Here is a 24195-nt window from a genome sequence, read left to right on the forward strand (position 1 = left end):
ATGCCTTATGCGAGCAAGTTCTCACGCTTAATCATGTGTATTAATGCGACAATCCCAGACGCGGGATCTCAATTTTTGGGCAGCGATCCATAACAACGTGCATTCCCGCGTCTTTCGCCAACACGGCAGCATGCTCATTGATAACCCCCAATTGCAGCCACAGCGTTTTAGCGCCAATAGCAATGGCCTCCTGTGCCACACCGTAAGCAGCCTCTGGATTACGAAACACGTCGACCATATCCACCGGATGTTTGATATCAGCCAACGTCGCGACAACGGTTTGCCCTAATAAGGTTTGTCCCGCCAGCTTCGGACTCACCGGAGTGACCTCATACCCTTGGTCGAGTAAATATTTCATTACGCCATAGCTCGGACGCAACGGATTATCACTGGCGCCCACTAAGGCTATTGTTTTGATTTTTTTTAGTATTTGAGTGATTTCGCTATCTTGCACGGCTTTCTCTCCTTTGCGTAATGGTGACTTAAGTGTAATTCAGTCTGACTTTTTTAGCGGGATTTTCATCACGTATTCCGAGATGAAAGTTGTTTCTATTATCGGCAATAAAAATACATTTTGTAAAACTTTGACACATTATAAGCAATATTGAATAATGAGGCTGTGAGTCATAGAAGTTTGGAGAGAGTGATGAATCTTGGTTCAATGGTTGCCGGTATTATTTTGGCAAACCTGATAGCGCCTGCTTATGCGTTAAGCCTTAAGCTATCGCCAGAAGTCGATCTCCTGGTTGTGGACGGCAGGCAAGTCTCGGGGCCTATTTTAAAGGGTGCCGACAGCTTGGAATTAGATGCCGGGCAGCATCAAATACTTTTTCAAATAACCAAAAATTTACCGGCGAGTGTGGAAACATCCAACGTCTATCATTCCCCGCCTATCATCGTGGCCTTCAATGCAAAAAGTTTACACTCGGTGAGCATTAGTCTTCCAGCCTTGACCAGCGCACAGGAAGGCCGAGATTTCAGTAAGAATATGAATATCGCGCTGATAGATGAAAAAGGGAATAAGGTGGATTATCGTCAGGACCGACTTTCAGGAATAAACATCAAAAGCGTTCAAAATTTTGAAGCGGCAATGACACAGTATAATCTGTCGGGTCAGACGGCCTCTGTTCCGGCATTTGCTTTGACCGAAAAAAGCTCGATGACGCTTAATGCCAAAAATGTCGATCCCACCACGCTCTCACAGATGGAAAGATCAACGGGCCAACAGGCTTTTTCGCTGTGGTCGCTGCTGCAACATAACCCACGTTCATCGAGCGATGCCGGTCATTGGTTTTCTGCACAATAACCTGATTATTTTATTGAATAACGCGCATCTCGCCATAATTCCCCGCGAAGTACTTCCCTGAAAATCCGAGTTTAAGTAATCTATCAGCCAAACTTCCTCTTAAGGTCAGGCTGATGGAATACACGACTCGTATCATTACAAAACAAAAACATATCGCGTTAGTTGCCCACGACCACTGTAAAAGCAGTCTTTTGAGCTGGGTCGATGCCAATAAGGCGCAGCTTGCCGAACATATCCTTTACGCAACCGGCACCACCGGAAATCTGGTGCAAAAAAATACCGGTTTGCCGGTGAAAAGCATGCTTAGTGGACCCATGGGGGGCGATCAACAGGTGGGCGCATTAATCTCTGAAGGGAAAATAGACGTACTGATTTTCTTCTGGGATCCCCTGAACGCGGTGCCGCACGACCCAGATGTTAAGGCGCTGCTGCGACTGGCAACGGTTTGGAATATTCCCGTCGCCAACAACCGCTCAACCGCCGACTTTTTAATTCAGTCGCCGCTGTTTAAAGAAGACGTCGAGATAAGCATTCCTGACTATCAGCGTTATCTGCAAGATCGCCTGAAATAGACCCCATCGGTTATGCGTCGCCGATAATACTCGACGACGCATCGTGAGATTACGGCTTACGCTGCGTTGGAACGCCTAACGCCTCCAACTGCTCCACGAATACCGACGGACGGTTTTTGTCCTGCATTAGCCAAACCTGATGTTTTGCACGAGTCATCGCCACATACAGCAGGCGACGCTCTTCCGCATCGGCAAAATCCTCCGGCGCGGGCAGTAAAACCTCTTCCATCACTGACTCGCGCGCCGCTGCTGGGAAACCGTCGTTCCCCTCATGCAGGCCCACAATGATCACAAACTCCGCCTGCTGTCCCTTACTGGCGTGAATAGTCATAAATTCGAGGTTCAATTTCGGCCAGCGCGTTGCTGCCTTTTGAAGCACCTCGGGTCGCAAATGATGATAGCGGGCCAAAATCAGTATTTGGTCATCGTCTTCGGCAAAACCACTTAATTTATCGAGTAACTTCTCAAGCTGATCGTCAGGTAAAATCACTACACTTTTTTTATTGCCCTTAGTCAGGCTATTAAGCGGCTTTTTCAACTGATGGGGGTTTTGCAAGACAAACCGGTTGGCTATTTCGCCGATTCTGTCGTTAAAACGATAAGTAGTGTCTAACGCACACTGCGCGCCTTCGCCAAAATTCGCGGCAAAAGCGGTAGTTAATCCAAGCTCGGCGCCGCTAAATCGGTAAATTGCCTGCCAGTCATCCCCTACGGCAAACAGATTGGTTTGGCTGTTCTGCTTACGCAAAGCAGCAAGTAACATGGCACGCTGGGGAGAAATATCCTGAAATTCGTCAACCAGAATGTGCTTCCACGGGCTGATAAAGCGTCCCTTGTCTAAAATATTGATGGCCTGGTGAATAAGCCCTGAGAAATCAACTGCGTCTTCTTCTTTAAGCTTAGCTTTCCACGCTTTCAATAAGGGCGCCATCAGACGCACGCGTTTGGAAAACAGATCGCGCACCTCTTCAGAGGCTTGTTCAATCATATCGGCCTGACTGCCGCCATGAGTGCGCATCAGCCCAATCCAGCGCTCGAGACGACTGCCCAATCTTTCGGCTAACGCCTTGTTTTTCCAATAGTCACCTTCCGGTACGTCCCATTCAAGCTCATCGTTAAGCCACTGACGCCAGCCGCTCGCCTGCGCCTTTTTCTCACTGCACTGCTGTTGCCAGGTTTTGACTAATAGAGCGCGGCGCGTCTTACTGTCTGTCTCAAGCTTGCTGATTTTTGGTACTTTCTTGCTGCCTTCCTGAATTATCTGCAGGGCCAATGCGTGGAAGGTCTTGGCTTTTATACCGTCAGCGTGCAGTCGCTCTTTGATTCGGGTGTTCATTTCGTCGGCAGCTTGACGCCCAAAAGCCAGCAGCAGGATTTGTTCAGGTAACGCTTCCTGGCGAAGCAACAGCCAACCGGCGCGTGCCACCAGCACCGACGTTTTTCCGCTGCCGGCTCCCGCCAGCACCAGAACAGAATCTTCACCGTTAACTACCGCGCGACACTGGCTGTTATTGAGCGGCGTCGCCTCTACGCTGTCAAAGAAGTCACGATGCTGGTCGATAACCTGTTCCGTCCAGTCAAGGTTGCGTCGATCAACGCTCTGCGCGCCCTGTTTCAGCCAACGCAGGCAGATTTCATAATTATCACGACAGTTTTCAAACTCGCCAAGTCGCTCAACCGGCACCGGGATTGCCTCAAAAGCCCTGTTTATCTGCTTCTGCACATCAGCTAAACGAGAGCGTTTAAACCAGGCATCCTGCTGCTCGATGCGGGTGAGGCTCTCAATCTGCTGCTGCAAAACGCCAGCGCTGACTTCACTCATTTCTAAGCTCCAGGCCTGCCACTCCTTCATTAAATAGTGGTAGAACTGCTGTGTTTCCTGCCATTCGGTACCGTGCAGGCGCACAACTTTTTGCTCCGGCAGCTCAAACTCAAGCTCACCCCAAACGATGCCTCGCTTGCAGCGAATGTGAATAAGTTGATTAAAAGGAATAAGATAGTGGTGTTTATCACCGCTGACTTCGACCCCCGCGTTCAGAAGCCGCACCCGGTTATAAGGGTGCTGTGCCAGATGCTTGCCAAATGATGTCGATTTCAGTTCCATGTTAATGCGCCATGATTTTTTAATTTTATGAGCGATACCCGAAAGTAGTTTACCTGTGATTGGCAGTGGCGCTCCAGTCCCAAAAACGGAGTAGAATACATATGAGTAGAATTAAACGTAACGCAATGGCGTTGGAAAGCTTAAATTAAAGACGGGACTTTTTATGCGTACTGTATTGAACATTCTTAATTTCGTGTTGGGTGGTTTCTTCACTACCCTAGCTTGGCTGTTTGCCACACTGGTCAGCATTGTGCTGATTTTTACCCTTCCTCTGACCCGTTCGTGCTGGGAAATCACTCGCCTTTCCTTTTTACCCTTTGGGAATGAAGCGATACACGTAGATGAATTATATCCTGAAAAAAAGAATGCGTTGCTCTCGAGCGGCGGCACCTTGCTGAATATTTTCTGGCTGATTTTCTTTGGCTGGTGGCTGTGTCTTTCACACATTACCATCGGCATTGCACAATGTATCAGCATCATTGGTATTCCTGTGGGCATCGCCAATTTTAAAATAGCCGCCATTGCACTGTGGCCGGTAGGAAGACGTGTCGTTTCCGTTGAGCTTGCCAAACAGGCCAGAGAAGCAGGCGCTGCGCGTTTAAGAAATAACGGACGTTTCCGCTGAACCTATAATTTACTTTCTTGCTGGAGTTTTCCGTGCTTTCTATTGCAGCCGGTTTGAGACGCTATGCGTACAGCAGTAATTTGCTGTACAGCATTCGAATATTTATCGCCCTCGCGGGAACCGTTGCCGCACCCTGGCTGCTCTCCCAACCTAAACTGACCATCCCGCTTACCTTGGGGGTGGTCGCTGCGGGCTTGAGCGATTTGGACGACAGACTTGCCGGTCGCTTACGTAACCTGGTCATTACGCTGGTTTCATTTTTTGTTGCGTCGGTTTCAGTGGTACTGCTTTTCCCTTATCCCTGGCTTTTCGCCGTTGGGCTGACGCTCTCAACCTGTGGATTTATTTTGCTCGGTGCGTTAGGTCAGCGCTACGCCACCATTGCCTTTGGCGCACTGCTGATAGCCATCTATACCATGCTGGGCATTAATAATGTTTATCCGGTGTGGTATGAACAGTCTGTGCTGCTGCTGGTAGGCACCGTTTGGTATTACTTCCTGACGCTCATTGGCCACGTAGTTTTACCTATTCGCCCGCTGCAGGATCATATCTCCCGCTGTTATCAGCGTTTGGCCGTGTATTTAGATGCAAAATCCACCATGTTTGACCCCGATCAGGAAGGCAGCAACAGCCAGCAACTGGTCGCACTGGCCATGGCTAACGGCCAGTTGGTCAGCACGCTGAACGAAACCAAGACAGCTCTGCAAAGCAGGTTGAAAGGCGACCGAGGTCAAAAAGGAACGCGCCGCACACTACAGTATTACTTCGTAGCGCAGGACATTCACGAACGCGCCAGTTCGATACACGTGCAGTATGAAAAACTCAGTGCCGTGTTTCATCACACCGATATTTTATTCCGCCTGCAAAGGCTGATGAGTATGCAGTCCAGTGCCTGCCACCAGCTTTCTCAATGCATACTGTATAGGCAAAAATACCAACATAACCCCTTGTTCGAACGTGCCTTTGTCCGTCTCGGCGAGGCGCTTGATCGCCAGTCCAGCCTCGACCCGAGCAGTGGATTAATAAAGGCTCTCAGGCATTTAATCAAAAACCTGCGGGCTATTGACGGGCAGCTTTCTAATATCGAGTCAGAACAGGCATTTTCGGACAGTGAACCGGCAAGTCAGAAAACCTTTGCCGATGATAAAATTAGCGGCTTTCAAGATATGTGGCTGCGAATTTCAAGGCATCTTACGCCAAAATCGGCACTGTTTCGCCATGCGGTTCGCATGTCGATTGTGCTGTTAATTGGCTACATGTTCATTCAATTTAGTGGCCTCAGCCACGGTTACTGGATTTTGCTGACCAGCCTGTTTGTCTGCCAACCTAACTATAGCGCCACGCGGCGACGACTGGCCTTACGCGTAGTGGGTACACTCGCCGGCGTTGCGCTGGGTATCCCCATTCTCTTTTTCATCCCCTCGCTTGAAGGGCAGATGATCCTGATTGTTATCTGTGGAATGCTTTTTTTCAGCTTCCGCAGCGTGCAGTACGCGCAGGCCACTATGTTCATCACCCTACTGGCGCTGCTGCTGTTTAATTTGATGGGACAAGGCTTTGAGGTGGCTATTCCACGCATTATCGATACTCTGCTGGGCTGCTTTATTGCCTGGTTTGCAGTAAGTTTTATCTGGCCCGACTGGCGTTTTCGTCAGTTGCCAACGGTGGTCAGTAAAACCTTCAACGCAAACTGCCGTTATCTCGATGCCATTTTGGTTCAATACCATCAAGGAAAGGACAACGGTCTTGAATACCGGTTGGCCAGAAGAGACGCGCATAACTGTGACGCAGAACTGGCGTCAGTGGTATCAAATATGACGTCGGAAAAAGACAACGACAGTGAAACGTTAGATGCGGCGTTTCGTCTGCTGTGCCTTAACCACACGATGCTTAGCTATATTTCGGCGCTGGGTGCCCATCGTGAAAAACTGCAAGACAGTGAAACGTTAAGCCTGCTTGACGACGCTACCTGCTATGTTGACGCCGCGCTGCACCATGAGCGAGATGATGCGGGACATGTACAGCAACTTCTCAAACAATTGTCAGATAAAATGTCAGCTAAAACCACTGCCTCTGACAGTAAAGAGCAGTTGGTGCTCCAGCAAATCAGACTATTAATGGAGCATCTGCCTGAGCTGACGAATCTGAACACTAAAATTGCCTCGGTAGAAAAACCGGCATAGTCCTTTTTTTGTAAATCTACACCTCAGTAAACATAGCCGGCACGAAAATAATCGTGTCGGCCCCTCTCATTGCTAAATAACCCTTCCCTCCTGCTCAAAAATGCTAAACCAATGGGCGAGTTTATGACGCGATTGATCAGGCAATACCGACTTGTGGTATCCCAAAATTGCCCCCTCCAGCGCAAACAGCATGTTCAATCCGGTCCCCTTTTTGGCCGAACTGAGTTTTACATACGTCCTGATTGCTCCCTGTACACGCAGTTCTGCTGAATTTTTCACGCCGACTTGCCAGAGCAGTCGCTCCATCGATAAGTTGATGTTGGGCAAATCCTTTAACCTTTTAGGATTGCTACTGTGGGCTTTTTTCTCACTCTGCATGCCACGGATTGATTCGTCCGCCAGTGCAATAAGCCGTTCGGGTTGAAGCCAAAGTGCTTCGTTAACCTGAAAATATCGCAGCAATATTTCCACGCCACGCTTGCGATAGATAAATTGCGGCATCTCAAGCTGTTTCATCATGCCTTCGTTCTCCAACGTAGCACGCAGAAAAAGTTCACCTTCCGAAACCAGGGCAAACATCGCATTGCCTGACGAGAGACTGAAGCCGCCAAACTGCGTACGGGAGTGGATAAAACCCAGCGGCATAAAAAGCGCTATGGCTTGAACTATCCTTTTTTTAGTTTCATTTAACATACTGATTTCCTTATCTCTTAGGCCAGATTAAGTAATTCACACATTTACGTGAACCGCTTAGGGCAAAATACGCAAAGCCGGACATGCCGCCAAATCTAAACGCTCTTTATTGGCGATTAACTTTGAGAATTGCGAGACATCTTGGAAAATTTAGGTTGATCTCTCACCACAGTAGCAGTACTGTACATCCATACAGTAACTCACTGGTGGAACACACTATGCGAACTCATCATCGTCATCATGCTCAATTTAGTCAGCCTCACATTACATCCCGCCCAACTCCGGCTTGCCAGAATTCATCGGCGAACAGTGGCTTACTCAGTGAGTTCGTCTATAGTGAAAATCAACCTGCGCTGACTCAGCTACTTTTACCCTTGTTGCATCATCTCGGTGCGCAGTCGCGCTGGTTGCTTTGGCTAACGCCTACGCAGAAATTGAGCCGACGCTGGTTAGCCCAGTCTGGTTTGCCGGTGGATAAAATCGTTCAGGTTAATCAGTTGCAGGGTATCGCCTCTGTCGATGCTATGGAACGCGCTTTATTGACGGGAAATTACAGCGTTGTGTTGGGCTGGTTACCAGAATTAAGTGACTCGGATCGCAAAAGATTACAGGTCGCAGCAGAAATTGGTGGCTCATACGGTTTCATTATGAAGCCTCTTGAGGAGCGATTTTCCACAGGCGGACAACCCCCAGCAGTAAAAATTCACTCTTCTGTATACCATTAATTCAAATTAGGAGTAATCTTACAAAAATATCGTCTTTTTTAGTTTTTTGTGCTGAAAAGGCCATCGAGACCAGTAAAATAGGGTGTTTCCGCGGTTAAAAAACACATAGTTTCGTCAACATTTTGTCTATGATGTTAAGAAATGTGTACATTTTTCCGTTTTTTTCCTGAGCGTTATCACTTCAAGCTTGTAAGTTTCTCGCCACGTTGTAGACTTTAGTTCGCCAAGGTTGCTCTTATAATGCCAACGAAAAGTGGCAAGTACCTAAGTGAAGCAATAACTTGGACGAAGGAATTTAACCAAGGGCTCAAGGCTTAAAGCTAAATTGCCTATTTGGATGATAACGAGGCGCAAAAATGAAAAAGACAGCTATCGCATTAGCAGTGGCACTGGCAGGTTTCGCTACAGTAGCGCAAGCCGCACCGAAAGATAACACCTGGTACACCGGTGGCAAATTGGGCTGGTCCCAGTATCATGATACTGGTTTCGCTAACGCCTACAACGGCATTGGCAACGGCCCAACTCACGACAGCCAACTGGGTGCTGGTGCGTTCTTGGGTTACCAAGCGAACCCATACCTGGGCTTCGAACTGGGATATGACTGGCTTGGCCGTATGGCTTACAAAGGCAGCGTAAACAACGGCGCATTTAAAGCACAAGGCGTTCAGCTGGCTGCTAAACTGAGCTACCCACTGACTGACGATCTGGACATCTACACTCGTCTGGGTGGTATGGTTTGGCGTGCAGACGCTAAAGGTAACTTTGGCAACGGCAACCGCGTAAGCGACAACGACACCGGTGTTTCTCCACTGGCAGCCGTTGGTTTCGAATACGCTGTAACCAAAAACTGGGCAACCCGTCTGGACTACCAGTGGGTTAACAACATTGGTGATGCTGCTACCGTTGGTGCACGTCCTGATAACGCAACTCTGTCCGTGGGTGTTTCTTACCGCTTCGGTCAAGATGATGCAGTGGCTCCAGTTGTTGCTCCAGCACCAGCTCCAGCTCCAGTTGTACAGACTCACAAGTTCACTCTGAAATCTGACGTTCTGTTCACCTTCGGTAAATCTACTCTGAAACCAGAAGGCCGTCAGGCTCTGGATCAGCTGTATACCCAACTGAGCTCACTGGATCCGAAAGACGGTTCAGTCGTTGTTCTGGGTTATACCGACCCAGTAGGTTCAGAAGCATCTAACCAGAAACTGTCTGAGCAACGCGCTCAATCAGTAGTGGATTACCTGGTATCTAAAGGTATCCCTTCTAACAAGATCTCTGCACAAGGTAAAGGCGAAGCTGACCAAATTACCGGCAACCTCGGTTACAAATCAGGTCGTGCTACTAAAGCGCAGATCGCTGGTTTTGCTCCAAACCGTCGTGTAGAAATCGAAGTTAAAGGCATCAAAGACGTTGTTACTCAGCCACAGGCATAAGTAATAGCGCTATCTTTTGATAGACCTCGCTTCAAAAAACCCCGCATTGCGGGGTTTTTTTTATGGGCTAAAAACAGAAACGCGCAGTAAAAACGGAAAGGATCAGGCCGAAGCCTGACTTAGCTTTGTTTATTGTCGAGGATCTGCTGCAGATCCTGTTTTAGCGAGGACATTTGTGTCGCGTACTTCTCTTTACGCTCGGCATCTTCCAGCAGTTGGACGATAGTATCAGACAGAGTTACCCCTCGGCGCTGAGCTAACGCAGCCAGTCGCTGCCAAACCAAAAACTCAAGGTCAATAGACTTTTTACGGGTGTGCTGATGCTCAGAGTTAAAGTGGCGTTTACGTCGTGCGCGAATAGTCTGCTTCAAACGATTGTCTAAAGCCTTGCTCATGTGGGCATCTATCCACTCAAGAACTTTAACCGGCTCGTTTTCAAGCTTAAGTAGCTGCTGCACAGCATCCTCGGCCGCACTGTTCTCAACGTGGCGAGTGATCCTTTCGCCTTCCCGGTGTTTTTTTACCAGATACTTCCATTTCCAACCGCTCTCAAGGTTTTCCAGTTGCTGATATTTCATCGCAAGCTCTTCTGTGACCATGTAACGAAGGTAAGCATAGCAGCTTTATGTCACTTTTAACCCGAAATATGTCACTACATCGCGGGAATCAAAGTGGTTATTTTTCACCCATAAACTGCATAATGTCACATCTGAACGCGCTTAGCGCGACTCTGGTTCTATGCAGCAGGGCTTATTCTTGTATAATCGCGCTTTCCCTTTAAAAGACTACAGCTAACACATTGACCAATAACCGACTTGATTGGCAGCTCTTACTGCCGGATTCTACGCCATACCAGACAATCTTTGCTACTGCGGTTCAGTTGGCCCCGGTCGATTTTTCTGTGACCCAGCCGCGTCTGGAGAATGGGCTATCTCTATTTTGCCACCCCAATTCGCGTATGCGCTTTATGACGGTTAAGGCTCAAGAAAGCCGTGACTATCTCTCGCGCATTGCCGACGTGGTCACTGAGCTATTACCGGAAGCCGAAGAACTGCTGGGCAGTGAATACCAGATTGATGGAAGAAAAATTCAGGTACAACCTGCCGAGGACCCCAATGCGCCGTTCAGTGCTTCGGCAAGGTGTGTGTATCAGGAGTGGATTGAGCCCGAGCAGCTCTTTGGCTGTGTTCGTCTCTATAAGGACCAGATTGAGCTGCAACCCGGCTTGATTCATCAGGTTAATGGTGGTGTGCTGATTTTGTCAGTGCGTTCGTTGTTGGCTCAACCGCTGCTGTGGCTGCGTCTTAAGCAGATGCTCACGCAGGAAAGCTACCATTGGGTTTCCCCCGATGAGTCGCGTCCGCTGCCAGTAAGCATTCCTGCAATGCCGCTCGACGTTAAGCTGATTCTTGTCGGCGATCGCGTTTCACTCGGTGAACTTAACGAGATGGAGCCAGAGCTGCTTGAATCTGCTTTTTACGGCGAGTTTGAAGCTGATTTACCCCTGTCCGAAGCGGAGGACATGGAAAAATGGTGTGCTTATGTCAATACGCTGGCCGATGAGCTTGAAATACCCCGCTTGTCTGTCGACGCCTGGCCTGAATTTCTGAAAGCTGCGGTTCGGTTTAGCACCGATCAAGGATGCCTGCCCCTTTGCCCGTCGTGGATCTCAGCGCAGTTAACCGAGGCTGAACTTTACAACGATGAGCCTGAGTTGACGGCAAAAGCCTTTGATGCGGCGATTTCGACCCGCGCCTGGCGAGAAAGCTACCTGCAAGAACGTATGCAGGATGAAATTGAGTTGGGACAAATATTTATCGAGACCGATGGCGAAGTCATTGGCCAGATAAACGGTTTGTCTGTGCTGGAGTATCCTGGACATCCGCGTGCATTTGGCGAACCGTCGCGCATTAGCTGCGTAGTTCACACTGGCGATGGCGAATTCACCGATGTTGAGCGCAAAGCAGAGTTGGGCGGTAATCTACACGCTAAAGGCATGATGATTATGCAGGCGTTCTTGATTGCGGAATTAGAACTGGATCAGCCTCTACCTTTCTCTGCTTCGATTGTTTTTGAGCAATCTTACGGTGAAGTCGACGGCGACAGTGCGTCACTGGCCGAACTGTGTGCGCTAATCAGTGCCCTCGCGATGCAGCCTATTAATCAGCAAATTGCGGTGACCGGATCGGTCGATCAGTTCGGCAACGTCCAGCCGATTGGCGGCGCAAATGAAAAAATCGAAGGATTTTTCGAAGTTTGCCAACGCCGTGGCTTAACCGGTAAACAAGGTGTGATTATTCCTACTGCCAACGTGCGCAATCTTTGTCTGCATCAGCAGGTGATTGACGCCGTGCGTGAAGGCCAATTCCACCTGTGGGCCGTTGACAGCGCTGCCGATGCGTTGCCGATACTTACCGGCCTCCTTTATACCACTGTCGAAGAAAACGATGAAAGCCCTAACCTACTGAGTCTCATTCAAGAGAGAATCGCCCTGGTTATTGCACCGGAGCGTCCTCGCTTCCCGTGGCCACTTCGATGGTTAAATTTGCTATCCCGTAGCTGATCGGACTTGTTCAGCTTACAGGTGTTCGCTAAGATGCGTGCTTCAATAAAATAAGGCTTACAGAGAACATGGTAGAAAAACGCGATTCCTATACGAAAGAAGACCTCGAAGCCTCTGGCCGGAGTGAACTTTTCGGAGCAGGTGGACCCCCATTGCCGTCCGGCAATATGCTGATGATGGATCGCATCGTCAAAATGTCCGAAGATGGCGGGAGCCACAATAAAGGCTACGTCGAAGCCGAATTAGATATCAATCCAGATTTGTGGTTCTTCGGCTGTCATTTCATCGGCGACCCGGTGATGCCAGGCTGTTTGGGCCTTGACGCAATGTGGCAATTGGTTGGGTTCTATCTCGGCTGGTTGGGCGGTGAAGGTAAAGGCCGCGCGTTGGGCGTGGGTGAAGTCAAATTCACCGGACAGGTTCTGCCAACCTCAAAAGTAGTGACCTATCGCCTGAACTTCAAACGCGTGATCAATCGTAAACTGATCATGGGCGTGGCAGACGGTGAAGTATTAGTTGACGGTCAAGTGATCTATACCGCTACCGACCTAAAAGTAGGCCTTTTTAAAGACACCGCCGCTTTCTAAAGTATATTGTTATCCAACAGATTTTTGAGTCTTTCGGGTAAAAAAAACCTCCGCAATGAGTAATGTGCGGAGGTTATCCCTTTTCTATCAGAGTCAGCCTATGCGTTGACTGCCCTGACCTCCATGGCTTCTCGCCAGCCTCCAAGCCAGTGTGACCGTTGGTCTAATGATTGGTAAGGACAAATTTCTTTCGAACGTCCTCCAATGCCAGCTTGGTATCCACGTGATTGTGCCCGTTCCAGGCGATCTCGTTTTTGTCTCTTCATGCCTCGTGTCCCTCATTATTCAGGTCAAGTAGAAAGAAAACAGTGGCTCGCTGTTTGCGACCACCCCTAACAAATAGCCCTGATTCCGCCGCAGGTCAATGCGCAAATTTCACGCCATTGTCACAATATTGCGCTATCTTTATTGATTGCGTGCAAGCTAATCGCGCGGGCAAATCCTCAGGCGACTGATCGCCATAAAAAAAATCCCGTCACCTGCATCAACAGGAAACGGGATTTTTTATCAAACTAATAAAAAGAATTTATCTTATTTGTGACGCAATGCTGTTAGCTTCCTGCGCCCACCCCTGAGAAAGCGTTCTGACCAGCGCATCATAACCATCCGCGTTTTGCTTCAACTCGAGATCAAAGTTGTGCTGGCTCACTTGACCATTGCGCGTGAGAGTCCATGTGCCGCTCACTATGGCTCTTCCGTCGTAACGGCCGTGGAAGCCTGTTACGTTAACCGAAAGTTGCTCCTGATTGCCGTCATTGGCCTGCTGGCCCGATATCACCCATCCTGGCAAATTACGGCCCAGGTAGGTTTGCAGGGTTTGCTGCAACTGTTGGTCGAGTGGGCTCGCCCACAGATTGTTTGCCGCCATCACATACTGCACGTCGCTGGTTTGGTAAACCAGGCCCGACGTGCCGAGGAAATCGGCAACGTTAACCTGCGAAATCCACAGTTTCGGCTGCGAGGCGGCCGGTGTTAATCCACCGCCAGCACTCGCGGACGCAACTGACGCCGTAGAACTCACCGTAGGCAACTGGTAATAGGTCTTTTTACCGTCGCTGCTACAGGCAACCAGAAATAACGCTAAGACGACAGGTATCCATTTCATCATTATTTGGCCTTCTTCGGCTGAGGATCATCTTGCCCAGGGGCGGCGAATACCAGCGCGTTACTCTTATGGTTCAGAGTTTTGAGCACCGGCTGCAGTTCACGCAGAGTTTCATCCAGACGCTGCATATCATCGACCATTTTGTTGTAAGCCGGTGAACCAGGTTGGAAGCCCTGCATACTGCGGTTAAGCTGCAACAGCGTTTTTTGCATGTCCTGTGGCAGTCCTTTCATCTCTTTACTGGAGACCAACGCATTGAGCGAGTCAATGGTACGCTGCGTCGACTTCATGGTTTTCTGACTCTCGGCCAGCGTTTTGGTCGCTTCATTGATCATCGGATTCAACGGCAATGCGTTGATTTTGTCCAACGTTGCCATCAATTTCTGCTGGATTTGTGCCAGTCCGCCGCTCACCGTAGGCAGCAGGGCCTGACCGCCAAGGGTCTTAGGCCCAGTCCACGGCTTCGCGTTCGGATAGAAGTCCAAATCAACGTAAAGCGAACCGGTCAATAGGTTGGCAGACTTCAGCGACGCACGTAAGCCGTTTTTCAGCCCAGACTCCAGACGCTCATCAAAATTAAAATCTTTACCCAGCAGTTTGTTGAAGCGCTCAGGTTCAATACGGATCAGCACTGGGATACGGTAATCATTGTCGATTTGTCCGCCCATCCCCATCTTCTGATACGGAACTTGCGCGACGGTACCCAGACGAATGCCGCGGAACTCAACCGACGCACCAGGCTGTAGGCCACGCACCGAATCACTGAAGAACAGCACGTAATCGGTATGATTGGTGTATAGCGAATCCTGAATGCTGCGCTGGTCGTTAAAGAGCGCATAGGTGGCACTATTGATAGCCTTGGTGCCTTGATCCCAACCGTCCGGAACATCAAAGCTCACGCCGCCGCTAAACAAGGTGGTCAACGAGCCCATTTCAACGCGGATCCCCGCCGAGGACATGTCGAAATTCACACCGCTCTCTTTCCAGAAACGTACGTTGCTGGTCACCAGACCGTCGTAAGGTGCGCGTACAAACAGTTGATAGCGAATTTGGCGCGATTGGGGATCAAAGTGACTGGTTTCAACGCTCCCTACCTGGAAACCACGGAATAACACGGGGTCACCTGGGTTCAACTGGCCTGCACGATCGCTGGTGAGTACCACGCGGATCCCTTGGGCGTCCGGCGAGGCCAGCGGCGGTGAGTCAAGTAATTGGTACTGCTCCTTTTCCTCACCTTTCCCTCCCGGTTGCAGCTGAATATAGGCACCAGACAGCAGCGTGCCCAGCCCGGAAATTCCTTCACGCCCAATCTGTGGCTTGACCACCCAAAACACCGAATCGTCTTTCAGCATTTTTTCCATGCCGGAATCGAGGCGCGCCTTAATGATAACGTGCTGCAGGTCATCACTGAGGCTCACCGTTTCTACCTGACCCACGTTAACGTTGCGACTCTTGATAGCCGTTTTTCCGGCATCAATACCCTCGGCTGAAGAGGTTATCAGCGTCACTTCCGGCCCCTGATGGCTGAAGTGATAAAACAGGATCCAAGCCCCGATCAACGCCGTCAGAACCGGAATGATCCACACCGGTGACCAGCGTTTGATCGTGCCTACCTCCGCTTCCCCCGAGGTGTTTTCATCTCGGTTATGTTTATTGTCCGTCATCGAATTTTTCCTTATTTTCAAAGGTTCCTGAGCGATCCCAAATCAAGCGCGGATCAAACGTATTAGCAGCAAACATGGTGAGGATAACCACCAGCGCAAACAGCAGTGCGCCGATGTCCGGATAAATACTCATTAACTGCCCCATTCTGACCAGTGCCGAGAGCACTGCTATCACAAAAACGTCGATCATCGACCAGCGCCCGACAAACTCCACCATTTCATACACCACGTGCAGTCGTTCACGATCGACCTTTTTAGAACTCTTGGCATCCCAACAAAGCCAGGCAATCGCCAGCATTTTCAACGATGGCACCATAATACTGGCAATAAAAATCACCATCGCTATTGGATAAGAGCCTTCCCCCCAAAGCAGGACCACACCGGCCATAATCGTCGAGGTAAACTTGGTCCCCAGCGCCTGGGTAATCATGATAGGCAATAAGTTAGCCGGTATATAAAGCATCACCGACGTCACCAGCAGCGCCATGGTCCACTGCAAACTGTGCTTTTTGCGTGCGTGCCCTTTACTGCCACAGCGCGAACAGACCTGCTGTTTTACCGGCAGTATCGCCATGCAGCATTCACACGACCGCAGTCCCTGAGAGAGCCCACTTTGCCCCACCTTCAGCGGCTGATGAATAGCCGGTGCCGGTGAAACCTGCTGCCACAGCCACAGCCGATCGGTGCATTGAAATGCACGCACCTGTAATAAACAGAATAAAACGTAAGGGATAAAACTGGTGCCGATACCAACCTCCCCATAGGCAATCAGTTTGACAAAACTGACCAGCACACCGGCGAGAAATATCTCGACCATACACCAGGCTTTTAGATGAAACAGGATCCAGGCAATGCGAATGTTCCATCTTCCGGGCAAACGCACCGGCAGACAAAGCATAATAATCGCCAGCATACAGAACGCCGGAATAAGCTGTACCACCACCATAAACAGAGAAGCCATGCTGGCATAGTTGTCCGCCACCAGCACTTTGGGGATCTGAATCAGGGTGATTTCGCTGGTCAGGCCTTTAACGTTCATGTTCACAAACGAGAACATGTTAGCCAGAATCAGCATAAAGAGTGCGCTAAGTGCATAGCCAACCGGGCGTCTTCGCGGTTCTTGCCATCGCATCGTCAGCGTAGATTTACAACGAGGACAGTTAGCCTTTTGGCCGTATTTTAGCGTAGGCAGTGTCACCAACAGATCGCAATGGGGACACAATATGTGCGGGTCATGAGAGTGTGAACTCACATTCAACTCCTCAATGGCGAAACACGGGAAAAACAGAAACTCTTTACCGCCTTCCCATCATTGGGAAAGCGGTAAGAGCAAGACGCAGCTTTAGCCGTTCTTCTGAGCTTCAAGCGCTTCCCAACGCTCAAACGCCTGCTCAAGTTCGAGCTCGGCGCTGGCAAGGGCGTTCAATACCTGCTGGGTTTCATCATGCGGACGAGTAAAGAAGCTCGCGTCGCTCATCTGCTTGCCAAGATCTTCAATCAGCACTTCCAACTCGCTGATTTTCAGAGGCAACTGCTCAAGCTCACGCTGTTGATTGTAGCTCATTTTGCCGGCAGTACGTTTGGCAGGTTCAGCTTTGGCCGGTGCGGCCGCTTTAGTCTCTGCCGGGGCAGAATTTCGCAGCAGACGCTGAGATTTACGCTGATGATGCGCATCGTGATAACCGCCAACATAGCTGTTAATCACGCCATTGCCTTCATAAATCCAGCATTCGGTCGCCGAGTTATCGACAAATTCACGGTCGTGACTGACCAGCATGACGGTGCCCTGATAGCTGTCGATCAGCTCTTCCAACAGTTCCAGTGTTTCAACATCCAGGTCGTTGGTCGGTTCATCGAGAATCAACAGGTTACTTGGACGAAGGAACAGTTTTGCCAGCAGCAGTCGGTTACGCTCACCGCCTGACAACGCCTTCACCGGCGTCATGGCACGTTTAGGATGGAACAAGAAGTCCTGCAGATAGCCGAGCACGTGACGTGAACGACCGTTGACCATCACTTCTTGTTTGCCTTCGGCCAGGTTGTCCATCACGGTACGTTCCGGGTCGAGCTCGGCGCGGTGCTGGTCAAAGTAGGCGACTTCCAGCTTGGTGCCACAGTGGACGCGACCGCTGTCGGCTTCTAACTGGCTCAGCATAAGCTTGAGCAGCGTGGTTTTACCACAGCCGTTCGGGCCAACCAAAGCAATTTTGTCACCGCGCATCACCTGGGCAGAGAAATTGCTCACGAGTTGCTTGCCGGCCACGCTGTAGTTGACGTCTTCCATTTCAAACACAATCTTGCCGGAGCTAACGGCTTCAACCACCTGCATTTTGGCGGTGCCCATCACTTCACGGCGATCGGAACGCTCTTTACGCAAGGCTTTCAATGCACGTACGCGGCCTTCGTTACGTGTACGACGAGCCTTGATACCTTGGCGGATCCACACTTCTTCCTGCGCCAGTTTTTTATCAAACTCGGCGTTCTGCAAGTCTTCTACGCGCAGCGCTTCTTCTTTGCTGGTCAGGTACAACTCGTAGTTGCCCGGATAGGAGACCAACTTGCCGCGATCGAGGTCAACAATGCGGGTCGCCATATTGCGGATAAACGAACGGTCGTGCGAGATGAAGATAATGCTGCCCTGGAATTCCTTCAGGAACTCTTCCAGCCAGGCAATACTCTCGATGTCGAGGTGGTTCGTCGGTTCATCAAGCAGCAGCACCTTCGGCGCGCTGACCAGCGCACGGCCAAGTGCCGCTTTGCGCAGCCAGCCACCGGAAAGTGCAGACAGCTCGGTGTCCCCATCCAGCCCCAGTTGCAACAGCACTTCACTGATGCGGCTGTCGAGCTGCCACAGACCCTGATGGTCGAGGACCTCCATAATCTGTGCCAATTTATTCAGGTTCTTCTCACTCGGATCGCTTTCGACCAGATGTGAAATGGCGTGATAGGCTTTCAGATGCTCAGCCTGCTCAAACACCCCTTCTGAAACGAAATCGAATACCGTACCGCCGACGTTACGTGGAGGATCCTGCTGCAAACGCGCCACAATCAGGTCTTGCTCATAAACGATACGTCCATCATCCAGCGGCACTTCGCGGTTGAGGATTTTCATCAGGGTCGACTTGCCCGCCCCGTTACGCCCAACCAGACAGACGCGCTCGTTAGGTTCGATATGTAATTCGGTGTTGTCTAAAATTGGTGCATCGCTGAAAGACAGCCAAGCACCCGACATGCTGATTAACGACATAGACTTTATTTTTCCTCGCCGGCGTGAGTGATCAGCCAGCAGTTGTGAATTTGGCGGTTACGGGCAAAATCCTGAGACAGGGTTTGGCTGGTTATCTCTTTTGCGCTTAGACCGAGCTTGCTCAGACCTTCAGCGTCCATTTGGAATCCGCGTTTATTGTTTGAGAACATAATGGTGCCGTTGCGACGTAAAATACGTTTCAAATCTTTCATCAGCGCCAGATGATCGCGTTGTACGTCAAAACTTTCGGCCATACGTTTCGAGTTTGAGAAAGTTGGCGGATCGATAAAGATCACATCAAACTGCTCATCGGCATTGCTCAGCCACGACAGGCAATCAGCCTGAATCAGGCGATGCTGACGCCCTGTCAAGCCGTTTACACGCAGGTTTTTCTCTGCCCACTCAAGATAAGTACGCGACATATCTACCGTTGTGGTGCTTCGTGCGCCGCCCAGACCGGCGTGTACGCTCGCAGTTCCGGTGTAGGCGAACAGGTTCAGGAAGTCTTTCCCACTGCTCATTTCGCCCAGCATTTTACGGGCAATACGGTGGTCAAGGAACAGACCGGTGTCGAGATAATCAGTCAGGTTAACCCAAAACTTGGCGTTAAACTCCTCAACCATCAGGAACTCACCTTTCTGCGCCAGCTTTTCGTACTGGCTGGTGCCTTTCTGACGTTCACGCGTTTTCAACACCAGTTGGCTTGAGGAGATATCCAAAACCGACAGCGTCGCGTTGATGACGTCAAACAGGCGCTGACGCGCTTTTTGTGCATCAATCGTTTTAGGCGGCGCATATTCCTGCACCACAATTTTGCTGCCGTAGCGGTCAACCGCCACGTTGTAGTCCGGCAAGTCAGCGTCGTACAGACGGTAGCACTCAATGCCCTGCTGCTTCGCCCACTTTTCCAATTTCTTAACATTTTTACGCAGGCGGTTGGCGAAATCTTCGGCAAGCTGCGCACCGGCGGTTCCCAGAGGATTTTCCGCCAGCTGATAGTTTTTCTGCACACATTCAAGCGGGCCATTTTTAGCCTTGAACTGACGATCGGCGCGCAGTTGCAGGCAGCTTAACAGCTCTGGCGAAGCGCTAAACAACGAGAGCTGCCAGCCGCCAAACTGGGTTTTGGCGATGCGCCCCAGGAGGTTATGCAGCGCAATCAGCGCCGGTTCACTTTCAAGACGCTCTCCGTAAGGCGGGTTACTGATAAGGGTCCCTACCGGACCTTCCGGCAGCGGGTTTTTCAGTTTGCCGACTTCGGAGGCTTCAAAGCTAATCAGCTCAGACACACCGGCGCGACGGGCGTTGGATTTCGCCATCTCAATCACTCGGCGATCAATGTCAGAACCAAAGAAGCGCGAAGTGGTTTCCTGCACTGCGCGACGGGTGCGCACCTGTGCTTCGGTGGTCAGCTCGCGCCACAGCTCTTCATCAAACTTAGACCAGGCGGTGAAGCCCCAATGTGGTCGATGCAGGCCAGGTGCGCGATCGGCGGCGATCATCGCCGCTTCGATAAGCAAAGTGCCTGAACCACACATCGGATCGACCATTGGCGTACCAGCCTGCCAGCCGGAGCGCATCACGATGGCCGCCGCCAGACTCTCTTTCAACGGTGCCTGGCCGGCCAGGTCGCGGTAGCCGCGCTGGTGCAAGCCTTCACCGCTCAGGTCGAGGGCGACGCTTGCGGTATCACGCTGTAAAAATACGTTAACGCGAATATCAGGCTGCTGTTTTGCCACATTTGGACGCTCGTCCATTTTGCGAGTAAAGCTGTCGACGATCGCATCCTTAACTTTTAATGCACCGTACTGACTGTTGCGGATCTCGTCATTCAGGCCGCTAAAGTGCACGGCAAAGGTTTTTTCGACGCTAAAAATGGACGGCCAGTCGATCGCCATCACGCCCAGATAAAGGTCGAGATCGCTATGAACTTTAAATTCATTTAATGGAAGAAGGATACGCGATGCGAGTCGGCTCCAGAGCAGACTTTTATAAAGCAGGCGATCGTCGCCTTCGAAATGCACCCCGCCCTGCACCACTTTGCAGCCCTGTGCACCCAGCGTTTCAAGTTCGCTTTTTAATAGTTCTTCCAATCCACGCGCCGTGCTGGCAAACAAAGAGTTCATATTGACTTAATCACCTAGAAGTTATTTCCTACAGAACAAAACAGTATATTACCCGAGACCGTTTTAACGTCCGGGTAATGAGAAAACAGGGGCGCATTATAGCTAATCCTGACGACTTGTCATAAAGTCTCTTGTTACAACACAAAAAGAGCCCATACCCAAGCATCTGGCATCCCTTTGCGGAGCCTACCGCTGGTGAAGCCCGGAGGCATTAGTGGTCACCCTGTCGAGATTATACGTACACCCAGTCAAGTCCATGCGCGGTTTGCAACTTTCGCACGCCCAGGTTACCCCCAGCGGTTTAGCCTTCGATCGCCTTTTTATGCTGACCGACCCGCAGGGAACTTTTATTACCGCTCGCCAGTATCCGCAGCTGGTTCAGTTTACGCCGGCTTTATTACCGGATGGATTAATTTTAACCAGCCCCGACGGCAGCGACAGCGTGGTGCTAAAATTCAGCGACTTTGACAGCCAACCGCAGCCAACAGAAGTTTGGGGTAACCATTTTACCTCGCTTATTGCGCCGGAAAACATCAATACCTGGCTCAGCGTTTACCTCAAACGCGACGTTCAACTGCGCTGGGTGGGTCCAAGTCTTACACGTCGTGTTAAAAAACAGCCGGAGATCCCGCTCTCTTTTGCCGATGGTTATCCCTATTTATTATTAAATGAAGCCTCGCTGTTTGACCTTAAAAAACGCTGCCCGGCCAGCGTAAAACTGGAGCAGTTCCGTCCGAATCTGGTAATAACCGGCGCAGAGCCTTACGCCGAGGATACTTGGCAAACGATCCGCGTGGGGGAGGTCATTTTTGACTTGGTCAAACCCTGCAGCCGCTGCGTGTTAACCACTGTCAGCACTGAACGTGGCCGAAAACATCCCACCGGTGAGCCGTTAAAAACGCTGCAGAGCTATCGCACCGCCGAAGATGGTGATGTCGATTTCGGTCAAAACATGATTGCGCGCAACAGCGGCATTATTCGCGCAGGTGACAGCGTAGAGGTTCTTGCCACCAAGCCCGCACGCCCCTACTCGGCCGGCACGGTAGTTGAAAACGTCGAAATGCCCGCCACTGCCGCGCAGGAAGTCGCTATTACCTATAAGGGCACTTCTTTTAAGGGCAACAATCAGCAGATTTTGTTGGAGCAGCTTGAACAGCAAGGCCTGCGCATTCCCTATTCCTGTCGTGCAGGGATCTGTGGAAGTTGCAAACTGACTCTGGTCGAAGGCGAAATTAACGCACTGAAAGCGACGGCGATAGGGAAACAGGGTAAAATTCTTTCATGCAGCTGTGTGCCAGCGTCAGACTTGATACTGGAATAGTGGTTAACGTTAATAACGTTATGGCGTAATAAAAAAGACCAGAGAAAAAGCCTTCGGCTTCAGGGCGGAAATATCAAACCGCCCTGTCATATACGGCATCTAATTTAATCTGCGTGGGTATTAATCTGTCGTGCATGATTTTAATCGCGTCGCCTAATACCATGCCGCGACCGGCAATCGTCAGGCGCTCCTGCGCCAACAGGCACAGGCTGGCGTTGTCGCCAGATTCAACCACCAGCAGCGTTGCCTGCTCCCCGGACTCCATCACATTAACGCTGGCCAACTGGCCATTATCAGGCTGGAACGGATGATGTTGCTGAGTAAAATGCCAGCTTTTAGGCATAAGAGGTTTTAAAAATCGGAACGCCACTAACGCATTAAGCACTAATTCGGCACGCTGTTCGGCGGCCAATTTAATTTTCTTGCACTGCTCTTCAAAATCGAAATATAACGCCGCATCGTCAACACAAAAAGTGGATTCAGCGAATGCATCAGGGGTTAACATTTTGGCGGGAAAACGTGAACGGAAAATCATGCCATTGGCTAAGTCCAACATCAGTCGGTCATGTTCAGCATCAAAATACCAACGCCAATTGTCATCTGGTTTGATTTTCATTTCGTTATCCTATTTATCCTCGCCTGCTTTAACGGCAATCGCTCAATCTTGTTAAGCAAACTGCCACAAAACCCATCACTCAACGGTAACACTTTTAGCGGTAACCTCTATATAGGACAAATCGCAGGTTAGCCTCGTGTTAAGGGAATTAATGAATTTTAAGTACGTTTAATACTCAGTGAACAAAATATAAACGAGCCGGAGGGATAAATAAACCCCCGGCTGCCCTTGTTTACAAATTTATTGTGAGCGACAACTATATATTCATTAGAATATTTTTAATCAATTGCGGTCCATGGTAGATAAAGCCGGAATAGATTTGAATTAATGAAGCGCCCGCATCCATTTTTTCACGCGCAGCCGTTAATGAATCTATGCCGCCGACGCCAATAATTGGCAGCTTGCCGTTAAGCTCCTGTGAGAGCATGCGAACGATCTGCGTACTCTGCATCTGTACCGGACGACCGCTCAGCCCACCCGCCTCATTGCCGTGAATAAGACCGTCGACTAATTTACGCTCAAGCGTAGTATTGGTGGCGATAACGCCGTCCATATTATGTCGAACCAAACAGTCGGCTATTTGGATCAACTCTTCAGGAGAAAGATCCGGCGCGATCTTCACCGCGACAGGCACATATTTTTGATGACGCTGCTGAAGTTCAAGCTGCTTATTTTTGATTGAGCCGAGCAGATCGTCGAGCGCTTCACCATATTGTAAAGAGCGCAGACCTGGGGTGTTCGGTGAGGAGATATTAATGGCGATATAGCCCGCATAAGCATAAACCTTCTCCATGCAGATTAAATAATCGTCTTTACCGTTCTCAACCGGGGTGTCTTTATTCTTACCTATATTAATGCCTAGCACGCCGCTGAAGTGTGATTTCTTGACGTTATTGACTAAATTATCGACACCATGATTATTAAAGCCCATGCGGTTAATTAGGCCTTCTGCTTCCACCACGCGGAATATTCTTGGCTTGGGATTGCCGTCCTGCGCGCGAGGCGTCACTGTACCTACTTCAACAAATCCGAATCCCATTGCGCCAAATGCGTCGATACATTCGCCGTTCTTATCCAGCCCTGCGGCCAGGCCTAGCGGGTTTTTGAAGGTTAACCCCATGCAGGTTACCGGCTTGCTTGGCACAGATTGGCGGATTAAAAACTCAAAAGGGGAACCAGAAAGACGTCTAAGTTGGCTAAAGGTTAATTCATGCGCACGCTCTGGATCGAGCTGAAACAGTGCTTTCTTAACGAAGGGATAATACATGGATTCTCCTGAGGTCCCGGTGGCTAATGGCTGGTGGCCAGTCGGGGCGATATTATCGGCT

21 protein-coding genes are annotated in these 24195 nt (G+C 50.1%); 9 read left to right on the top strand and 12 right to left on the bottom strand.

The features are described from left to right. Positions 1–40 precede the first annotated feature (40 nt). On the bottom strand, positions 41–454 hold the full coding sequence (locus BS639_RS00215; RefSeq protein ID WP_055778055.1) for a CoA-binding protein: 414 nt from the start codon (positions 452–454) through the stop codon (positions 41–43). Between the two features lie 192 nt (positions 455–646). Here BS639_RS00215 and BS639_RS00220 point away from each other — a divergent pair, with 192 nt between their 5' ends. Together BS639_RS00220 and BS639_RS00225 are read left to right on the top strand one after the other, a co-directional pair. Further along, the gene (locus BS639_RS00220; RefSeq protein WP_084981933.1) at positions 647–1306 is read left to right on the top strand and encodes a DUF2057 family protein; all 660 of its coding nucleotides are present in this window, start codon (positions 647–649) and stop codon (positions 1304–1306) included. Positions 1307–1419: 113 nt separating this feature from the next. Beyond that, the gene (locus BS639_RS00225; RefSeq protein WP_055778050.1) at positions 1420–1878 is read left to right on the top strand and encodes a methylglyoxal synthase; all 459 of its coding nucleotides are present in this window, start codon (positions 1420–1422) and stop codon (positions 1876–1878) included. Between the two features lie 49 nt (positions 1879–1927). On the opposite strand, the gene helD is transcribed toward BS639_RS00225, so the two are convergent. Further along, positions 1928–3982, bottom strand: coding sequence for a DNA helicase IV (helD, locus tag BS639_RS00230; RefSeq protein WP_084981934.1), 2055 nt, complete (start codon positions 3980–3982; stop codon positions 1928–1930). Between the two features lie 163 nt (positions 3983–4145). On the opposite strand from helD, the gene BS639_RS00235 reads away from it, so the two are divergent. Continuing rightward, complete coding sequence (locus BS639_RS00235; RefSeq protein WP_084981935.1) at positions 4146–4607, top strand: YccF domain-containing protein; 462 nt, start codon at positions 4146–4148, stop codon at positions 4605–4607. A 32-nt stretch (positions 4608–4639) separates the two neighbouring features. Further along, positions 4640–6790: a YccS family putative transporter gene (gene yccS / locus BS639_RS00240; protein WP_084981936.1), complete on the top strand. Its 2151-nt coding sequence runs from the start codon at positions 4640–4642 to the stop codon at positions 6788–6790. Between the two features lie 72 nt (positions 6791–6862). Here the strand turns inward: yccS and BS639_RS00245 are convergent, their stop codons facing one another. Then, positions 6863–7483 carry a TfoX/Sxy family DNA transformation protein gene (locus BS639_RS00245; protein WP_084981937.1) on the bottom strand — a complete coding sequence of 207 codons (621 nt, stop codon included), beginning with the start codon at positions 7481–7483 and terminating at the stop codon, positions 6863–6865. A gap of 218 nt (positions 7484–7701) precedes the next feature. Here BS639_RS00245 and sulA point away from each other — a divergent pair, with 218 nt between their 5' ends. Continuing rightward, the gene (gene sulA, locus BS639_RS00250; protein ID WP_055778036.1) at positions 7702–8208 is read left to right on the top strand and encodes an SOS-induced cell division inhibitor SulA; all 507 of its coding nucleotides are present in this window, start codon (positions 7702–7704) and stop codon (positions 8206–8208) included. Between the two features lie 356 nt (positions 8209–8564). Further along, positions 8565–9638, top strand: a complete 1074-nt coding sequence (gene ompA, locus BS639_RS00255) for a porin OmpA (protein WP_055778033.1) — start codon at positions 8565–8567, stop codon at positions 9636–9638. Between the two features lie 119 nt (positions 9639–9757). On the opposite strand, the gene matP is transcribed toward ompA, so the two are convergent. Next, positions 9758–10216: a macrodomain Ter protein MatP gene (matP, locus tag BS639_RS00260; protein ID WP_055778030.1), complete on the bottom strand. Its 459-nt coding sequence runs from the start codon at positions 10214–10216 to the stop codon at positions 9758–9760. A gap of 221 nt (positions 10217–10437) precedes the next feature. On the opposite strand from matP, the gene BS639_RS00265 reads away from it, so the two are divergent. Both BS639_RS00265 and fabA read left to right on the top strand, forming a co-directional pair. Beyond that, a complete protein-coding gene (locus BS639_RS00265; RefSeq protein WP_084981938.1) occupies positions 10438–12201 on the top strand; it encodes an AAA family ATPase in 1764 nt (587 codons plus the stop codon). Positions 12202–12269: 68 nt separating this feature from the next. Beyond that, positions 12270–12788, top strand: a complete 519-nt coding sequence (gene fabA / locus BS639_RS00270; RefSeq protein ID WP_055778025.1) for a bifunctional 3-hydroxydecanoyl-ACP dehydratase/trans-2-decenoyl-ACP isomerase — start codon at positions 12270–12272, stop codon at positions 12786–12788. Between the two features lie 98 nt (positions 12789–12886). Here the strand turns inward: fabA and rmf are convergent, their stop codons facing one another. The 6 genes from rmf to rlmKL all read right to left on the bottom strand — a co-directional run bounded on the left by rmf (position 12887) and on the right by rlmKL (position 20930). Next, on the bottom strand, positions 12887–13054 hold the full coding sequence (gene rmf / locus BS639_RS00275) for a ribosome modulation factor (RefSeq protein ID WP_009636604.1): 168 nt from the start codon (positions 13052–13054) through the stop codon (positions 12887–12889). Positions 13055–13314: 260 nt separating this feature from the next. Next, the gene (gene pqiC, locus BS639_RS00280; RefSeq protein WP_084981939.1) at positions 13315–13896 is read right to left on the bottom strand and encodes a membrane integrity-associated transporter subunit PqiC; all 582 of its coding nucleotides are present in this window, start codon (positions 13894–13896) and stop codon (positions 13315–13317) included. After that, complete coding sequence (gene pqiB / locus BS639_RS00285; protein ID WP_055778019.1) at positions 13896–15557, bottom strand: intermembrane transport protein PqiB; 1662 nt, start codon at positions 15555–15557, stop codon at positions 13896–13898. Before pqiB ends, pqiC begins: the two co-directional genes overlap by 1 nt. Further along, a complete protein-coding gene (pqiA, locus tag BS639_RS00290; protein ID WP_055778015.1) occupies positions 15544–16809 on the bottom strand; it encodes a membrane integrity-associated transporter subunit PqiA in 1266 nt (421 codons plus the stop codon). Before pqiA ends, pqiB begins: the two co-directional genes overlap by 14 nt. Positions 16810–16899: 90 nt before the next feature. Beyond that, positions 16900–18804, bottom strand: coding sequence for an ABC transporter ATP-binding protein (locus tag BS639_RS00295; protein WP_055778012.1), 1905 nt, complete (start codon positions 18802–18804; stop codon positions 16900–16902). Positions 18805–18809: 5 nt separating this feature from the next. Continuing rightward, the gene (gene rlmKL, locus BS639_RS00300; RefSeq protein ID WP_055778008.1) at positions 18810–20930 is read right to left on the bottom strand and encodes a bifunctional 23S rRNA (guanine(2069)-N(7))-methyltransferase RlmK/23S rRNA (guanine(2445)-N(2))-methyltransferase RlmL; all 2121 of its coding nucleotides are present in this window, start codon (positions 20928–20930) and stop codon (positions 18810–18812) included. Between the two features lie 214 nt (positions 20931–21144). On the opposite strand from rlmKL, the gene BS639_RS00305 reads away from it, so the two are divergent. Further along, a complete protein-coding gene (locus tag BS639_RS00305) occupies positions 21145–22251 on the top strand; it encodes a YcbX family protein (RefSeq protein WP_084981940.1) in 1107 nt (368 codons plus the stop codon). A 73-nt stretch (positions 22252–22324) separates the two neighbouring features. On the opposite strand, the gene BS639_RS00310 is transcribed toward BS639_RS00305, so the two are convergent. Together BS639_RS00310 and pyrD are read right to left on the bottom strand one after the other, a co-directional pair. Then, positions 22325–22867, bottom strand: coding sequence for a cell division protein ZapC (locus BS639_RS00310; RefSeq protein ID WP_084981941.1), 543 nt, complete (start codon positions 22865–22867; stop codon positions 22325–22327). A 256-nt stretch (positions 22868–23123) separates the two neighbouring features. After that, positions 23124–24134, bottom strand: a complete 1011-nt coding sequence (gene pyrD, locus BS639_RS00315; RefSeq protein WP_084981942.1) for a quinone-dependent dihydroorotate dehydrogenase — start codon at positions 24132–24134, stop codon at positions 23124–23126. Positions 24135–24195: the final 61 nt, after the last annotated feature.

It is taken from the genome of Rouxiella silvae (assembly GCF_002093625.1).
GTDB lineage: Bacteria > Pseudomonadota > Gammaproteobacteria > Enterobacterales > Enterobacteriaceae > Rouxiella > Rouxiella silvae.

Coding starts and splice junctions, on each gene's coding strand:
- pqiB (WP_055778019.1), bottom strand. CDS start 15,557: ATGACGGACAATAAACATAACCGAGATGAAAACACCTCGGGGGAAGCG.
- BS639_RS00235 (WP_084981935.1), top strand. CDS start 4,146: ATGCGTACTGTATTGAACATTCTTAATTTCGTGTTGGGTGGTTTCTTC.
- helD (WP_084981934.1), bottom strand. CDS start 3,982: ATGGAACTGAAATCGACATCATTTGGCAAGCATCTGGCACAGCACCCT.
- rlmKL (WP_055778008.1), bottom strand. CDS start 20,930: ATGAACTCTTTGTTTGCCAGCACGGCGCGTGGATTGGAAGAACTATTA.
- pqiC (WP_084981939.1), bottom strand. CDS start 13,896: ATGATGAAATGGATACCTGTCGTCTTAGCGTTATTTCTGGTTGCCTGT.
- BS639_RS00295 (WP_055778012.1), bottom strand. CDS start 18,804: ATGTCGTTAATCAGCATGTCGGGTGCTTGGCTGTCTTTCAGCGATGCA.
- matP (WP_055778030.1), bottom strand. CDS start 10,216: ATGAAATATCAGCAACTGGAAAACCTTGAGAGCGGTTGGAAATGGAAG.
- sulA (WP_055778036.1), top strand. CDS start 7,702: ATGCGAACTCATCATCGTCATCATGCTCAATTTAGTCAGCCTCACATT.
- BS639_RS00220 (WP_084981933.1), top strand. CDS start 647: ATGAATCTTGGTTCAATGGTTGCCGGTATTATTTTGGCAAACCTGATA.
- BS639_RS00310 (WP_084981941.1), bottom strand. CDS start 22,867: ATGAAAATCAAACCAGATGACAATTGGCGTTGGTATTTTGATGCTGAA.
- rmf (WP_009636604.1), bottom strand. CDS start 13,054: ATGAAGAGACAAAAACGAGATCGCCTGGAACGGGCACAATCACGTGGA.
- fabA (WP_055778025.1), top strand. CDS start 12,270: ATGGTAGAAAAACGCGATTCCTATACGAAAGAAGACCTCGAAGCCTCT.
- ompA (WP_055778033.1), top strand. CDS start 8,565: ATGAAAAAGACAGCTATCGCATTAGCAGTGGCACTGGCAGGTTTCGCT.
- BS639_RS00245 (WP_084981937.1), bottom strand. CDS start 7,483: ATGTTAAATGAAACTAAAAAAAGGATAGTTCAAGCCATAGCGCTTTTT.
- pyrD (WP_084981942.1), bottom strand. CDS start 24,134: ATGTATTATCCCTTCGTTAAGAAAGCACTGTTTCAGCTCGATCCAGAG.
- BS639_RS00225 (WP_055778050.1), top strand. CDS start 1,420: ATGGAATACACGACTCGTATCATTACAAAACAAAAACATATCGCGTTA.